The sequence below is a fragment of the Spirochaeta dissipatitropha genome, from assembly GCF_054657935.1.
Genome location: NZ_BAAHXT010000010.1, coordinates 123926 through 139539, shown reverse-complemented (window position 1 = coordinate 139539; position 15614 = coordinate 123926). Strand labels below are relative to the sequence as shown.

At 44.4% G+C, this 15614-nt stretch carries 14 protein-coding genes and 1 pseudogene; 6 read left to right on the top strand and 9 right to left on the bottom strand.

What is annotated here, in order from left to right:
- Positions 1-1088, bottom strand: a pseudogene (locus tag ACYQ2L_RS12805) (hypothetical protein); the annotation flags it as partial.
- Positions 1089-1251: 163 nt separating this feature from the next.
- Here ACYQ2L_RS12805 and ACYQ2L_RS12800 point away from each other — a divergent pair.
- On the top strand, positions 1252-1731 hold the full coding sequence (locus ACYQ2L_RS12800) for an FtsB family cell division protein (protein WP_460056348.1): 480 nt from the start codon (positions 1252-1254) through the stop codon (positions 1729-1731).
- On the opposite strand, the gene ACYQ2L_RS12795 is transcribed toward ACYQ2L_RS12800, so the two are convergent.
- Genes ACYQ2L_RS12795 through lon form a run of 4 tightly spaced genes read right to left on the bottom strand, consistent with a single transcriptional unit; the run spans position 1712 to position 7349 of the window.
- Positions 1712-2926, bottom strand: coding sequence for a peptidase U32 family protein (locus ACYQ2L_RS12795; RefSeq protein ID WP_460056345.1), 1215 nt, complete (start codon positions 2924-2926; stop codon positions 1712-1714). The two genes, ACYQ2L_RS12800 and ACYQ2L_RS12795, sit on opposite strands and share 20 nt — an antisense overlap.
- 5 nt (positions 2927-2931) lie before the next feature.
- Complete coding sequence (locus tag ACYQ2L_RS12790) at positions 2932-4143, bottom strand: alkaline phosphatase family protein (RefSeq protein ID WP_460056343.1); 1212 nt, start codon at positions 4141-4143, stop codon at positions 2932-2934.
- Positions 4130-5017 (bottom strand): M15 family metallopeptidase, encoded by an 888-nt coding sequence (locus ACYQ2L_RS12785; RefSeq protein ID WP_460056340.1) that lies wholly within the window; start codon positions 5015-5017, stop codon positions 4130-4132. The genes ACYQ2L_RS12790 and ACYQ2L_RS12785 overlap by 14 nt, the downstream gene beginning before the upstream one ends.
- Positions 5001-7349 (bottom strand): endopeptidase La, encoded by a 2349-nt coding sequence (gene lon / locus ACYQ2L_RS12780; RefSeq protein WP_460056337.1) that lies wholly within the window; start codon positions 7347-7349, stop codon positions 5001-5003. Before lon ends, ACYQ2L_RS12785 begins: the two co-directional genes overlap by 17 nt.
- A gap of 35 nt (positions 7350-7384) precedes the next feature.
- On the opposite strand from lon, the gene recO reads away from it, so the two are divergent.
- Positions 7385-8044 (top strand): DNA repair protein RecO, encoded by a 660-nt coding sequence (gene recO, locus ACYQ2L_RS12775; RefSeq protein WP_460056334.1) that lies wholly within the window; start codon positions 7385-7387, stop codon positions 8042-8044.
- On the opposite strand, the gene ACYQ2L_RS12770 is transcribed toward recO, so the two are convergent.
- Positions 8034-8522: a hypothetical protein gene (locus tag ACYQ2L_RS12770; protein WP_460056331.1), complete on the bottom strand. Its 489-nt coding sequence runs from the start codon at positions 8520-8522 to the stop codon at positions 8034-8036. The genes recO and ACYQ2L_RS12770 overlap by 11 nt on opposite strands.
- 84 nt (positions 8523-8606) lie before the next feature.
- On the opposite strand from ACYQ2L_RS12770, the gene recJ reads away from it, so the two are divergent.
- The 4 genes from recJ to ACYQ2L_RS12750 all read left to right on the top strand — a co-directional run bounded on the left by recJ (position 8607) and on the right by ACYQ2L_RS12750 (position 12634).
- Positions 8607-10721: a single-stranded-DNA-specific exonuclease RecJ gene (recJ, locus tag ACYQ2L_RS12765; protein ID WP_460056329.1), complete on the top strand. Its 2115-nt coding sequence runs from the start codon at positions 8607-8609 to the stop codon at positions 10719-10721.
- Between the two features lie 12 nt (positions 10722-10733).
- Positions 10734-11627 (top strand): M23 family metallopeptidase, encoded by an 894-nt coding sequence (locus tag ACYQ2L_RS12760; protein ID WP_460056326.1) that lies wholly within the window; start codon positions 10734-10736, stop codon positions 11625-11627.
- Positions 11628-11695: 68 nt separating this feature from the next.
- Complete coding sequence (gene rpsU, locus ACYQ2L_RS12755; protein WP_460056350.1) at positions 11696-11905, top strand: 30S ribosomal protein S21; 210 nt, start codon at positions 11696-11698, stop codon at positions 11903-11905.
- A gap of 81 nt (positions 11906-11986) precedes the next feature.
- Positions 11987-12634: a hypothetical protein gene (locus tag ACYQ2L_RS12750; protein WP_460056324.1), complete on the top strand. Its 648-nt coding sequence runs from the start codon at positions 11987-11989 to the stop codon at positions 12632-12634.
- On the opposite strand, the gene ACYQ2L_RS12745 is transcribed toward ACYQ2L_RS12750, so the two are convergent.
- From ACYQ2L_RS12745 to ACYQ2L_RS12735, 3 genes are read right to left on the bottom strand one after another with little or no spacing between them, the layout of a single operon-like run.
- A complete protein-coding gene (locus ACYQ2L_RS12745; RefSeq protein WP_460056321.1) occupies positions 12631-13551 on the bottom strand; it encodes a transcriptional regulator in 921 nt (306 codons plus the stop codon). The genes ACYQ2L_RS12750 and ACYQ2L_RS12745 overlap by 4 nt on opposite strands.
- Positions 13538-14236 carry a metallophosphoesterase family protein gene (locus ACYQ2L_RS12740; protein ID WP_460056319.1) on the bottom strand — a complete coding sequence of 233 codons (699 nt, stop codon included), beginning with the start codon at positions 14234-14236 and terminating at the stop codon, positions 13538-13540. The genes ACYQ2L_RS12745 and ACYQ2L_RS12740 overlap by 14 nt, the downstream gene beginning before the upstream one ends.
- A gap of 2 nt (positions 14237-14238) precedes the next feature.
- Complete coding sequence (locus tag ACYQ2L_RS12735) at positions 14239-15516, bottom strand: tetratricopeptide repeat protein (RefSeq protein WP_460056318.1); 1278 nt, start codon at positions 15514-15516, stop codon at positions 14239-14241.
- Positions 15517-15614: the final 98 nt, after the last annotated feature.

Here is a 15614-nt window from a genome sequence, read left to right as displayed (position 1 = left end):
TCAAGGGCTTCCGGTTCATCAAGGGCTTCCGGTTCATCAAGGGCTTCCGGCTCATCAAGGGCTTCCGGCTCATCAAGGGCTTCCGGCTCATCAAGGGCTTCCGGCTCATCAAGGGCTTCCGGCTCATCAAGGGCTTCCGGCTCACTCATGTCGAAATCATCCAGTGAGACCTCATCGGTTTCTGTAATTTCCGATGTAATTTCTGTGCTTTCGGCGTCATCTGCAAGGAAATCATCCAGATCTATTTCCTCTTCGGAGGAATCTGAACTATTGCCGCTCAGTACGTTTGCAGCATTTCCACTGATAGGCGCTTGTGTTTCAATATTATCGGGTAGCTCATATGGATCTTCGTCAAAATCAATATCGATATCGAGAAAATCGTCATCTTCATCGTCAAGTTCATCATCGTCGGACAGGCCGTCGCCACTACGGTCGCCGGATAATGTAGAATCATCATCAAAAAAATCGTCGAGGCTGATCTCCGTGGTTTCTGAGGATGCTGATATATCTGATGATTCTGCAGAATCATCAATTTCCTTTGTATCAAATGCATCATCGAATGACGCAATGTCGATGTCATCAGTTGTTTTCTCTTCTTCAGGCAATTCCTGTTGTGTATCCATAGTTTCTGTGTATTCCTCTGCCTCAAAAGTTATAGAGCTTTCGGTATTATTGTCTTCAACACCTTCATCGCTGTCCGTGCTGCCCATGGTTTCTTCATTGTCGAATGATTCAATTTGAATCTCTTCCTCTGGATTATCAAGATCATCAATATCGAAGGCCAGATCATCAGCATCCTGGTTATCCAGGCCATTATCAAGTGAGTCCTCGATACCACCGGAATCAGATGCGATTTGAATATCCTGCAGCAGGCTTTCCTCTTCGTCGGATATTTCTGAACTGAAATCCAGATCTTCAAAGTCCATGTCTTCTATTTCATTATCCGCTTCGGTATCGGCAGCACTGAATTCGTCCAGGTCTTCCGGTTCGCCATTCACCCACACACCATATTCTTCAAGTTCGTCTTGATCCGTTGCGGCATCGAAATTTTCTTCCGTGAGGTCTTCAAAGGTATCATCAAAAGCCATGGAACACTCCTACATATGCGAGGTTTCGCTGTATTGAATATCGGAACAGCGCGTACAACCCTTAACTATTAAGAGTATAATCCGCAGTCACGATTGTCAACTGATGATGGAATTAAGTTGTAATAATCAAGTTCTTTGTGCTCTTTGCCGAGATACAAGTGTAATGCAGTCAGAAAACATATTTATAGCACTCCTATGCACAGTTCTTTGTTTTTTTCTCCTGGAATTGATCTGGGGCACGAGCGGACTGTATGCATATAATAACAGGGCAGAGGCAGTTCAGCGTATATCCGAAAACGTACAATCTCTTCAGGAAAGAAATAATTATCTGTTGGCAGAAAGGCATTTACTGGAGACTGATTACGACTATCTGCTCAGATTTGCTTCCAACTTCGCATATTTCCGGGAAGGTCAGCATGTAATCAAGGCTGATCTACTCCGAAATACACAAGCAGCATGGGAAATCGGCCGTATACAGTACGCGACTGTTCTGGAAGCCAGTGATTCCAGACCAACACGAGCCGTGATTTCAGTAATAGCAGGTATGATTGCATTCCTGCTTGCCAACCTGATGGCCTCCAAACGATATTCAAGGCAATTTCGCTTGGAAGTTTCCGACAATACTATGCATCATGCAGTGTAGGCGCTGATATTAACAATGAGTACTCAGGCAGAAACTGGGTACTTTCCAGCCAGGATTTTTTTCCGTGATACAAACTTTCTACCGGGCCTGATTCATCTATGAATTTTGCTTCAAGTGAATATGGTTCGGGAATTTCAGGTGATAAGACGAATACTTTGCTGTCGGCGGATAAACGGTTCTTAATTTCAACTGGGTATAAATTGTTTTTTTGTCCCGGTAATATCATTCCCATGAAGCGTGGTGCATTTTCGGAAGGTTGAACTTCGATTTCTGGTTTTCCGAAATACATTCCTGTGCTGTATCCCCGATGAGGTAAGGTTTCTAGTAGTTTTTTTGCAGTATTAAAATATGTTGAATCAGCTGATTGGTGTAGATGGTCTATACCAGCACGATATGCCTGGGTAACTGCAGCCAGATAATATGCCGATTTCATTCGGCCTTCAATTTTTACACTGTCAACACCTGCTTTTTCCAGTTCCTCAAGATGGTTGATCATTCTCATATCTTCTGGTGAAAAAATAGTACTGTAGTCCCCATCTTCGATTACCCGGATAGGGTTGCCGGGCCGTTTCTTCTCCTCAAATTCTCTGTATTGCCATCGGCAGCTATGTGTGCACTCTCCATGATTTGCACTCCTTCCCGTGAGCCAGCTCGAGATCAAGCATCGGCCTGAGTATGCAATGCATACTGCGCCGTGAACAAATACTTCAATTTCCATTTCAGGAATTCTGGATTTAATATCTGCAATTTCATCCAGACCTAATTCTCTTGCAGCTACAATCCGAGTGAAGCCTAAATCAGCGTACATTCTGGCCGCCTCACTATTAGTACAGTTCGCCTGTGTCGAAAGATGTAGCTCCGTATTCGGGAAAACTGTTTTCAGCTTTTTTACAAATCCGAGATCACTGATAATAAAAGCATCAAAAGGGAACAATCCGATCTGATCCTGCAGTTTCTCAAGGCTTTCTATATCTTTTTGATGAAGGTAGCGGTTGATTGTCAGGTAGACTTTGCGGGGACGGATGTTTTGCCATTTCCGGATGATTTGCTGCATATTCCCTATATCTGACTGCTCCCAGCTTTCTGCTCCTGCACGCAGAGAAAATCCAGGTAGACCCATATAAATGGCATCCGCTCCGTATGCAAAAGCGATGTTCAGTTTTTCGAGATTACCTGCCGGTGAAAGTAGTTCCATAGTTGTTACCTTGAATATAGTGTTACAGCGAGTTCTTCCGGTCGAAGTCCGCCATGGGTTGCCTGGTAGTTAATTGATTTCATGCCATCCTGAAGAAATTCAAGTACAGCAGGTGCAGCAGCGATACCGATGAAATCTCCGCAGTGTTGCCTCATTACCGGGCTTAGAGGTTCCGGACCGAAAAGGTGTAAACGTTCAGCATACTGTTTTTCGCAGAGAACAAAATCACGGCTGTACTTCGATTGCCTGAAGGCTTCAAGAAAGCTGTCTTCCTGACCAGGTATGACATGAAAATGAGGTGTGGCTGGTTCTCCTGATGGAGGGCCTGAGAGGTAGGCTAGCAGGGGATCATTCTCAGTCATAATGTGATATTTTTTCTTTACAGTGTCGATCATCCCGTGATCGGCAAATCCAAGCAGTCTCGATCCGGTCGGTAGTTTTTTCTGCAGCTGATTCATCCAGTGATCAATTTCATGAATAATGCTTCCGAGTTCGGGGGAGTCACAGCCGTACCTGTGGGCAGCCGCATCTACATCCGGAATATAACAGTACGTGAGTGTTCGCGGTTTGCTGCGAACATGTCTGTGAATATAACGTGCCGCCCTTGAAAGGTTTTTATAACTTGCCGCTGCGGTACCGCCGCGGCTCCATTTACTGTACTCGCTGGCAGGTATCTTTCCTGGCAGAACGGACAGGACATCGTAGGTACTGTCTTTGAACCAGCTTTTTACCGGTACCAGTTCATCAATTTCTATTCCTAGTGAAGTGCCGGAAAGCCCGGTTCCGAATTCCCGGAAAGGAAGAATGGAAATTGTCCGTGAGTATTCCTTGAAATAGGTGTTCCAGCCGCATATGCCATGCTCGCCTGGCCATGTTGCAGTCATAAAGGATGTCAGCATTGAGGCTGTGGTGGAAGGAAATCCGCTTGTTAAGGGCAACCTGTCTGCTTTTTCGAAAAAGCCATTCAACGGGAACCGGTTCTGGAAACAGTCACCAAGTCCATCGATCAGTACCAGAATATAGTGATCAGCTTCACCTATAAAATGCTGAACCTGTTCGGTAGCCTCGGTCGTCGTGTCACTTGGCTCTGCACAGATATCTCTGAGTGCAGCCATGCATTCAATGCAGCTTGGTTTTCCGGACATAAGTGGATGTGCCAGCTTACCATCGCTGATCCACGAGTCCAGAACTGAATGATACATTTCAGTTAATTGCATGATTCTGCCTGGACTGCTCTAGAAGTTCTTTTTTTGCATTCAGAAAGCTGAGATAGTACTGCTGAATATCGTCGAAAAATTCCTGCTGGAGTTTTATTCCTGTCTCATGTATATATCGCCAATGCCAGCTTTCATACTGATAGCCTGTTAACTCCTCAAGGCCTTCAGGATATGAAAGCGAGAAACCATAAAGATGGGCATTATTCTTGAGCCATTCATAATCCCTGGATCCCGAAAAAACCTGACTGATTGGAGAAAAGTCAATTACTGTTCCTAACTGATGCTGACTGTGCCCGGGTTTGGCTGATACTCTGGCGGCGGCATCATATCCGAGTTGGTTGACCCAATGATTAAATAGTCCAACCTGGTACTGGTAGGATCGGTAGGTGCTTCCGTATGTCAATGTTATACCATCCTGTGCTGCAGCCTCATTAAGTGCGAGCACCATTGGCATGATCTCTGCTGCGAGTGAAAGATCATTCCGGGCTTTTCGAAGCTGTGGATAGTCATTTAATGATACAAGGTCAGAAGGGCGGAAATTCTCTGACAGTGCGTGTACCTTGTCTACAAGAACGGTATATTCAGTTCTGAGATCCAGCGCTCTGGATAGAAGATCGAGAAATACCTGCGGTCGTCTGCGAATAGACTCCTGTTGTGTTTGAGGTAAATCACGTATCATCTCTTCCAGATCGGATTCGGTGATGCTGAAATCAGGATGCAGATAGGGAGCTTCTTTAATTGTTGCATCGTTTATGACATCAGAGTTCCCGATTTTCAGATCTTCAGCTGTACATGAAAAAACTGAAAAAAACGAAATCAGGAGAATGCAGGGCAGTATAGTTCCTGTCATGCTTTTTCTATTTTGTAAGGGCAAGATCCAGTACCTCCTGCATAGCTGTAACCGGATGAAATTCAATGCCTTTTCTTATGTATTCAGGGATTTCATCCAGATCCTTGCTGTTCGCTGCCGGGAATATAATAGTCTTTATTCCATTTCTCCGGGCGGCGATTACTTTTTCCTTTAATCCTCCGATCGGGAGAACCTGGCCGACAAGACTTAGCTCTCCGGTCATTCCAAGACGCTTCCTGACCTGTCTGCCCGATGCTAAACTTATAAGAGCAAGTGCCATGGTAATACCAGCCGAAGGTCCATCCTTTGGTGTTGCTCCTGCAGGAATGTGCAGGTGAATCTTGTGCTTATCAAAAAAAGATGGATCGATTCCGAATTCCTCCGCAATATGCTGGGAATAACTGAATGCAATTCCAGCGGATTCCTGCATTACCTTACCCATTTGACCGGTGAGTGTAAATCCTCCCTTGCCTTTGTTGGCGATAGCTTCGATTACAAGTGTATCACCACCGAAATTAGTCCATGCAAGACCAATGGCCATCCCGGGTTTTGTAATACGTTTTAGATCATCCTCGAAAATCGCCTTGCCAAGATAATCCGGCAATGATTCCGGTGTGATTTTTACCGGCAATTCGAGTTTTTCTTCTACCAGTTTCAGTGCGATCTTTCGGTGGATCTTGTCTACGAGCTTTTCATAATTTCGCATTCCGGCTTCGCGGGCATACTTTTCAGCAATAAGCTGAAGGGTTTTCTGTGAGTATCTGATCTTGCTTCTGGTGAGACCTGAATTGCGGGCCGATTTCGGAATTATATATTTTTTGGCAATGGCGACCTTTTCCTGTTCGATGTATCCGGAAAGTCTGATGATCTCCATTCGATCAAGAAGTGGTTTGGGAATGGTATCAAGGGAGTTCGCTGTAGCAATAAACAATATATTTGATAAATCATAGGGCATATCCAGATAGTGATCCCTGAACTGATGGTTCTGTTCAGGATCCAGTACTTCGAGCAATGCAGAACTGGGATCCCCTTGATAGCTGTTTCCCAGCTTGTCAATCTCGTCAATCATGAAAACCGGCGTTTTGGAATGGACTATTTTCATGCCCTGTATGATTTTTCCTGGCATCGCACCCACATAGGTTCTGCGGTGTCCCTTGATTTCTGCTTCATCCCGCATGCCGCCAACACTGAATCGAAAAAATTCTTTTCCTAGTGCATGGGCTACAGATTTACCGATTGAAGTCTTTCCGACACCGGGCGGGCCTACCAGAATCACGTTTCCGCCCTTGGAATTTTTCTTGAGTTTCCTCACTGCCAGGAATTCAAGTATCCGTTCCTTGACATCCTCTAATCCGTAATGATCTGCGTCCAGAATTTTCCTGGCATGAGAAATATCTATATCTTCAATATCGGGTTCATCCCATGGAAGTGAAAACACTGTTTCCAGATAGTTCCTGGTTACAATGAATTCAGAACTGTTGCTGTCCATCAAGGTGAATTTATCCAGTTCCCTGGCAACGGTTTCTTTTGCCTCACCCGTCAAAGGAGTCTTTTCGAAGAGCTCCTGAAAACGCTGCTGATCATTTCCCTTGCTGTCTGTTGGAATTCCAAGTTCCTGTTTTATTGCTTTGAGTTCTTCACGCAGAAAATACTCGCGCTGACTTTTCTCGATTTTTTCATTTATCTGGCCCTGGATTTTCTTCTGGATACGCAGTACTTCCTGTTCTTTCTTGATGAACATGAGTACCTTTTCCAGGCGTTCACGGATGTCGAGAGTTTCCAGAATATCCTGCTGGTTCATTCGATCGATGTGAAGGATTGAGGTAATAAAATCAGCTATTTTTCCTGGTTGATTGATGTTTACCATATTCAATCTCATCTCTTCGCTGAAAAGAGGATTGTTCTCACTGATCTGTTTCATTTCCGAGATCAGGGATCTGGTGAGGGCTTGTTCTTCAACGGGATCAGGATGAAGATCTTCAAGATAATCTACAGCGACCACAATCGGATTTTTTTCGTTCAGGTTTTTTCTGATCCTGAAGCGCTTCACTGTTGAGATGAATAGATTCAATCCGCCATCTGGTAAATTGATGCTTTTTACGACCTTGGCAGCTGTGCCAATCCTGCATAAATCATCTGCTTTGGGATCATCCGTGTCTTCGTCCTCCAGCATGACCAGTCCAATGAAGGGTGATTCGGCCAGTGCTGATTTGACTGCCCTGATATCATCTTGAGAATTGATCATGATCGGGGTAAACAAGCCCGGAAAAATCGGAGCACCACTTAAAGGTACTATATGCAGTTTGTGGGGGAGTAATTCATCTCCCGGTACTATATCTTTTAACATATCAGCCATGTAGAGTAATATAGCGAAAAAGGAGCGGATGGTGAATGGATAGGACGAAACGTATATCAGCTGTTATCCTGAAAATCTATCCTATAGGCGAGTCTCATGCCGGTGTGAAGCTTTTTTCATCTGATGAGGGAATATCATCAGCAGTTGCACATGGATTACGATCGGTGAAGGGTAGGCTTCGCGGTAAAATCGCTCCTTTTACCATAGCTGAATTTGATCTGTATCTTAATCCAGTGAAGAACAGCTGCAAAATTCTTGACGTCTACAGTGAAGATCAACTCCCGGGTATCCGGGATAATATAGAGAGGTTTTATACAGCTAACCTTTGGGCAGAAATTGTTCTCAAGACCCATGGTGGGGGGCAGGCGGCAGCTTTTGTGTATCAGTTGCTGATAGAAAATCTACGTTTACTCGATACATGCCGGGCAGAGGGAATCAGGCTGCTCTCGATTGTTTTTCTGATTCAGTGGCTGGATGGTGTTGCTGGAATCGATGGCGATGTATTTCGCAAGATACATCCAGCGGCCCAGGAGTTCGCTCATCTTATACTTGGCCAGAAGACGACAAATATGCATGAGATTGCTCTTCCAAAGGACGTACAGGCGAGTCTTCTCGGTTGGTGCTACCGACAGCTGGAGACAGAAATCGAATCTGAACTTAATACCCTCAAAACCGGCAGAGGTATTATTGTATAGTTGCGTACAGCTCGTCAAATTCCTTAAGGCTGAGCTCAGTGTTTTTATGGTGGATAAAAACTCCCCCTGCTTCTGTCCATGAGTCTTTCAGTTTCAGACGATCATCAATCAGGACAGGAATCAGGCCGTTCTGAGCTGCCTCCTGAGCAATTAGATGTTTATCCCGGGACATGCATGTTATTACATCTATTTCCGTTCCTAATTCTCTGGCGCACCATGCCCGTTTCTGAGGTTCTGCCCATTTTCCCCTTGGAAGGCCGGTGAGTATGGAAGGATTATAAATTTTCAATGCATTCCATAACTCTTTTCCATCGGGCATCCATGTCAGATGCTCATAGAATCCTTCAGTCTTTGCCAGTCTGCTCCAGAGTACCGGCGGAGGAAGCACGTCGGGCTTTCTGCCAAAGAGCTTTTCCACACCAGCATCAAAGTCAGCAAGTACTCCATCCAGGTCGATATAAAGTGATAGATTTTTCATATGCATAGTGTACTGAATCCTGGTAACTAAGACTATGATCGGGTACAATTAGCTTTCAAGAAATACCAGGGAGAATTCAGCAGAATGATATGGGATAAACCACCAATCGATACGCATGCAGTCAAAAAGCTTGCTGATACATATGAGATCAGTCCTCTGTCAGCCGCAATCCTGTTCAGAAGAGGATTCACTTCTCCGGAAGATATAAGGTTCATTTTTGAAGAAGATCTGAAGGGAATGCATAATCCCTTCCTGTTCGAGGATATGGATCTGGTAATCGATCGTATTCTGGCTGCCATAGAAGAAAATGAGAAGATCCTGGTATACGGAGATCGCGATGCAGATGGAATGACCAGTATTACGCTCATGGTTACGGCACTTGAAGAGTTCGGGGCTGATGTTCGCTGGTCTCTGCCGATGGGGGATGATCCGTATGGCCTTACGCTTACCGCCATTGAAAAATTTGCGGCAGAAGATGGTACTCTGATTATTTCCGTGGACTGCGGCTCCACAAATGTTCGGGAAATAGAAAGGGCATGTGAGTTAGGAATCGATACGATCGTTATCGATCATCATAATCTACAGGATGAAATACCTCCCGCTCTGGCGATTATAAACCCCAAGGTTCCAGATTGCGGCTACCCTTTCGACGGTCTCTGTGGATGTGGAGTCGTTAGCAAGGTGGTGTGGGCGCTGCAGTTTGCACATACGAGCTGGTATAAAGAGCCAATCTGCCTGCTCCAGGTTACACCTGGTAATGATTCGATTGTGGTTGATGCTGTTAAACTGGAAAATCTGGTTGAAACAGGGAGAATGAAGGAATTTCTGGTTCCCGGCGTTGTTTCAATTCAGGATACCAGGCTGTTTCAGTTCCTTCAGAATCAGCAGATTCTGGTCTACGATGCAGAACCCCAAAAGAGGCTCCTGAAGGATGTGTTCGGCAATGCGGTTGAGTTTCAGCTTGTAGATACTGCAGAAGAAATAGCCGGTGTCTTTCCGAAATTGAAGGGTAAAAGTCTACTGAGAATGCAGCAAAAGAGCAGAAAACGCCGTTTTGGTGGTTCACAGGAAGAGATCGATACTTTCTGCAGTCTGTTCCAGGCTTACGTATTCAGGAAAGATGAAGTTCTCGAACGCCGCTTGCTGGCATCTCTTGATCTGGCAGCTATGGGAACAATCGCCGATATGATGCCACTGCGGAACGAAAATCGCATTATCGTTAAGCTTGGTCTCCGAAGCCTTGCCAATACCATGCGGCCCGGTTTGAGGAGATTGCTGGAAATTCAGGGGCTTTCCGGGCAGGATCTCACATCACAAACCGTTGCCTGGCAGGTAACACCGGTTCTGAACGCCGGAGGCCGAATGGGTAAGCCGGATCTGGTTGTTGAATTACTGCTCAGTAAAGAACCGGAAACCGTCAAGAAACTCGCAGACGCAGTACGAGGCATGAATGAACAGAGAAAAAAAATTGGCAGTGATGCCTGGAAGCGGATCCTGTCACCAGCCAGGAAAAGTCTTTCCGAGCATAATGAACGTTTTGCTGTAGTTTTTGATCCGCGTATTCACCGAGGTGTGACTGGTATTCTTGCCGGCAGGTTGGCAAGAACCCTTCAGGTTCCTTCTGCTGTTATAACCGAGGTAGATCAGCATGCAGTCGGCTCAATCCGAAGTACAAGAGGCGTCCCCGTTACTCCCATTCTGCAGTCAGTGGAGAAATTATTTACCGATTGGGGTGGGCATGATTTTGCTGCCGGTTTCAGTTTCCCACATGACAGGATTGATGATCTTATGGCAATGTTCAAGGAAAGGTCTTCCAGCTTCCCGTATGCCGATCAGGAGGAAGAAACACTTAGTATAGATGCAGAATTGCCGCACAGATATCTCGAACCTGGTCTCGAACAGATAGTTGATGCATTGGGGCCTTATGGGCAGGAATTTGAACCGATTGTCTTTATGAGCAGGCAGCTCATAATTGAACAGCTTGATATCGTAGGGAAATCAGAGCAATCACATGCCAAACTGCTATTAAGTGCCGGACAATATAAATGGCCTGCTATGTACTGGAATGCCGGTGAAAAAGTGAATGTCGATTTCAAGCTTGGTGATACCATAGATGCTGTATTCCAACTTGGTAAGAATACATTTCAGAACAAGACAATTCCTCAATTGCTGATCCTCGACATCAGGCGCAGTAGTTAGTATGTTACAGAGATGATGCACCTCAAGCTTTTGATTTTATTGTTTGTTTTTGCTTTACCTGCTCATGCGTATGAGATAACACTTGATCGTACGGAGGGGCAGTATTTCCTGCAGGGTGAGGCCATTACCGGTAGAATTTCCGGAAATAAATCAGTCCACCGCGTATATCTTGAGTCTGCTAATGGTCAGAGGCATGCCAGGGTCAACAGCTTTCTTGTTGATGAAAAACAGAATTTTGTGCTGCCGCTTCCATATAATTTAAATGAAGGCAGATATACATTGAGTGCAGAATCCCTTGATTCATCAGCAAGACTGAGCATTGCTGACATATACATCGCAGCTGCTGATTATCCTGTTCAGGAAATCCATCTCAACAGAGTAATCAGTACATTACGGCAGACAAGTGATCCCAGGCGTGGCGAGGAGTCTGAATTTTTATGGGATATACTCACACGGGTTAACCCGGATGCGGTTTACCATACAGCTGCATTTCTCAAGCCGGTACAGGAGACCAGAATCAGCAGTGATTATGCTCACCAACGCCTTTTTATATATGATGACGGAAGCAGTGATCGCAGTGTTCATTGGGGTGTAGATTTTGCAGCACCGAAAGGCAGCACTGTTATAGCACCAGGCGATGGGGTTGTCGTGCTAGCCAGAGACAGACTTCTGACCGGATACAGCATACTCATTGAGCATTTACCAGGCGTATATACACTTTACTATCATCTTGACCGTCTTTCTGTTGAGGAAGGGCAGTTTGTTGAGGCTGGTGAAGTAATCGGTGAGGTGGGCTCCACCGGTGTATCTACGGGTCCGCATCTTCATTGGGAATTAAGGATGAATGCAATTCCTGTAAATCCATTGGCATTTATTACCCGCCCCTTACTTGACATTAGGCCCTGAATTCTGCATTATTTGCTTCTGTTGAGTCAACCTGCGGGTTAAACATACTCTGGGGGGAGGTGATATTTATCGCCCATATCAAGATTGATGATTCCGAAAATCTGGAAAAGGCTATCAAACGTTTCAAGCGAATGGTAGAAAAAGAAGGTATTATTCGCGAATGGAAAAAGCGTGAATACTTCGAGAAACCTTCCACGATCAAGAATCGCAAGAAGAAATCAATGGAAAGAAAAATCCAGAAGAAAATACGTAAAGCACAGAATTCCAAGAATTATTGATGCTGTAAAGCTGCCTGAACAGGCAGCTTTTTTTATGCTTCTGCAATAGCTGTAAAATAATAAATATGATATTCTAGGTACATGCGAAAGAGTAACGTTGTAATTATTGCGGGAGTATTTATTTTTCTGTTTTCATGTTCAGATGCTCCTCCCAGACTTGATTATCTCGAAATCTTTCCCGTATCTGTGTATAGCCCGACAACAGGATTATATGATCTGAATCTGAGGGTACTGGCGCAGGTTCATGACGATGATGGATATAATAGTCTTGAATCAATGTATATTGTTAATGATCAACGTCGATTATATTGGCTGTCTGAACGGGATGAATGGTTACTTGAGGATCAAGGTGCTGAAAACTGGATCCTGCTTCCCGATTTAATTATTCCACATCTAAATGATCTCCCGGGTGAGTACAGAGCGATTCTTGTAGATAGTTCTGGATCTCAGGTTGAGCGGGCATTTTTTATTCATGATTTTTCTCCTGATCAGGATATGCATCCTGTATTACGTTCAGATCAGGAGCAGATATTAATTAACAGTCCATTTAATGAGCATCGAATTCGGGTTTATTCTCCAGGCGGGCGGTTTATTTCTTCAATCCGTCACACATCGGAACCGATCTTACGGACTGATCTGCTGGCGGAGAATGAATCTGCATCTATATACATTATGAACCTCAGGCCCGAGAATGGGGTGTTTTATATGAGTGGACCATATACATTCTAATGCTGTCGCAACAGTGAAAATAAACGCTGTTTGATGATGCGCAGCCGTGCAGTTGCTCGTTTCTTCCAGCTCATTCCATATTTCTCGGAAAAATTCAGAATGGCTTCATGTACCGGGTACTCTTCACCGCATTTTTCTTTGAGTTCGTGCCAGTGCCGGACTGTCCAGACATACAAGTCAGCAGCAGTTCGTTTTGGAAATCGAATCAGCAATCCATTTTCTGAAATTATTTCTGTTATCGGTCTGTATACATTTTCATACCAGGACAGAATTGCTCTCTCAACGGGTATTTCTTCGGTATAATTCTGGTTGATATAGTATTTATGGCCATAGATATGTTGAACCAGCTCTGCATATCGCCCGGTTGCTGAAAAATTAATATCGCAATCGGGAACCACCTTCAACAAGGGTATTTTTTTGTAGAATTCCTGTTTTTCATAATCAATTACTGCCTTGCGAAGTGATTCCTTGGTCATTCCGGGGTCAATAGATATTTCAGAACTCAAGGAAATAACTTCAGCATCAATTGCCATAACGCCCTGTAAGGCAGCGACTGAAACCCGGTGATTTCCATCACGCACAAAGTATACCCCACCTATTTCATATAACTGAATAGGTGGCAGAATTTTACTTTGAAGGTGAGCTTCATCTACGCGAATCCACCTGTTTCGCAAGTGGTCGTGCCGTGGAAGAAAGCGCTTGTTAAAATCCCGGTATCGCCCCTCGCTTCCGACTATTTTGCTGACAGAAACAGCTTGTAAACCCCGGTAGGATTCTCCTTTTGGCTTCAGGAGACTTCGGACTTCGTCGAGAGAAAGCAAACCCTGATCACTTATTTTCAACAGATTGAGAATCCTGGAAAATACCTCTTTGGTTCTGGCCTTGTTGAAGTTGTCACCAGCTTCATTTCGTATCATGTCTGACATGGGACTCCTCGGTATCCAGCATATAGTGATCGTATACATTTATGATGGTTGTATTTCCAAAATGATGGATACGTTGAGCGTTCAGATCATAGAGATGAATGTGCCCATGCAGCATATACCTGGGAGAAAAACGCCGCAAAAACCATCGAAAGATCTTGAATCCCTGATGACATGGGTCAGGCTTGTCTCCAATTTCGTATGGTGAAGCATGAGTCAGTAGTATGTCCAGATATCGGCCATGAACCAAACGGTTCCAGATCAGTTTCGGGTAGATTTTAAGTATTTTCATTAACATCTGAAACTCTGTATATTGGTTTAATCCGTTGTTATACCGCTTGGAGCCGCCTAAACCAGCAATTATCAGACCATTTACCTTGATTACCTTGTCTCCTGCGTAAGTGGAGCCGAAGTAATTAATAATATTCGAATTGTAATGACCATCGAGCTGCTGTGAATTCCTGGTTGGAATATGTTTTTTAAAGCGATAATACTCCTGAAGATTATGGTTTCCAAAAACAAATACAACCGGCTTGTTAAGGGTACTTGAAAGAAATCCAAGGTATTCCATCGGTAGATCACCGGCGCTGATTACCATTTCAGCATTTTCAAAACGTTTTTTTGCATTCACACTGTAGACAAGTGGGTCGATATGATCTGCAACGCAAAGAATTTTCATGTTTACAACTGCACCTTTTTAAGCAGTGTTTGTAGTTGATCCTTGTCAACAAGATCGATGGGACGTGATTCAACAAAATCCATGGCCATGCGCGAGAAGTTTGTGCTGCTTACTACAACCCCTCTATTTATACCTTGTGCCTTCATTTCTTCATGTAGCGCACGGAGGGTTGATTCATCGATCAGCTCTGTAGCCTGGTAAAAACGCAACAGTTTAGGAAGCTTTCTGGCGTTTCTCCATTTGGACTGGCCCTCTACCGCAATTATTTCACAACCACCCTTGATTGGTGTAATATCACGTACTGTCAACCCCATAAGTTCCACCATTTGGCGGCAGATGACCTGTAGGTCTTCTGCTCCTGCAATCAGATAATCCTTGATTCGATCATCTGTTCGGAATTCCTGGTATTGTGACAGCTTTTCAGCAATATCACGGAAGCCTGGTTTTTTTGCATATATTTTTTCCCATTGCTCGATAGCTGCTTCAAAATTCCTGGTTTTTTCATAGGCAGCAGCCAGAAAATAGCGTCCGTACAGGACCTCCGGGAGGGAAGGATCTTCTGCCAGTTTTACAGCACGTTCAAGTTCAGCTATCGCCTTCTCAAGATTGTTACTTTGCAGATAACAGGCCCCACGCTCCACAAGTGCCTTTGTCTTGAATTCCTGGCTCTTTTGTGCTCTTTCGAAAGATACAAGTGCTGCAACATAATCCTGCTGTTCCTTCTGAAGCTTGCCCAGATAGTAATATGATGCGTGATTATCCGGGTCGAAACGTATAGCTAGTTCCATTTCTTTTTTCGCTTCTGCAGGGCGTTTTGCACGGTACAGAAGGAATCCAAGGTGAAAGTGAGCAGCTCCATGACGCGGGTCTATTTCAAGTGCTTTTCGATAATAGCTGGCAGCTTTATCAGATCTTTCACGAATCTCGAACAGCAAGCCGACATTATAATAGTGCTCGGCATTATTCGGTTCAGTATTGATAAGAAGCAGGTATTCTTTTAATGCTTCTTCGTGTTGATTGAAATTTCTGTACAGAGAGGCTATTCTGTTCCTGAAGGGTATTTCGGGGCAATGACCACCGAAGCTTCCCAACTGGTTTACAATCTTGTATTCCATGAGAGCGAGTTCCGCTTTTCCGTCAAGTTCGTAGGCCTGACCTAGGAGATAATGGGCTTCAAAATCCCTGTTGTCCTTGGCAATCAGTTGTTTTGCCTGCTTGATTGCGTTTGTTGCCTTACGCTGTTTAATATTTTCAGCGATGGTGGCATGTCTTTTCGGCACTATGAGGGATCTCACGATAAAAAAACTTATGACCGCAATCCCAACACCGAGAATAAAAATTGACACGATAGCTATTGGCATAGTAGTTCCATATTCCT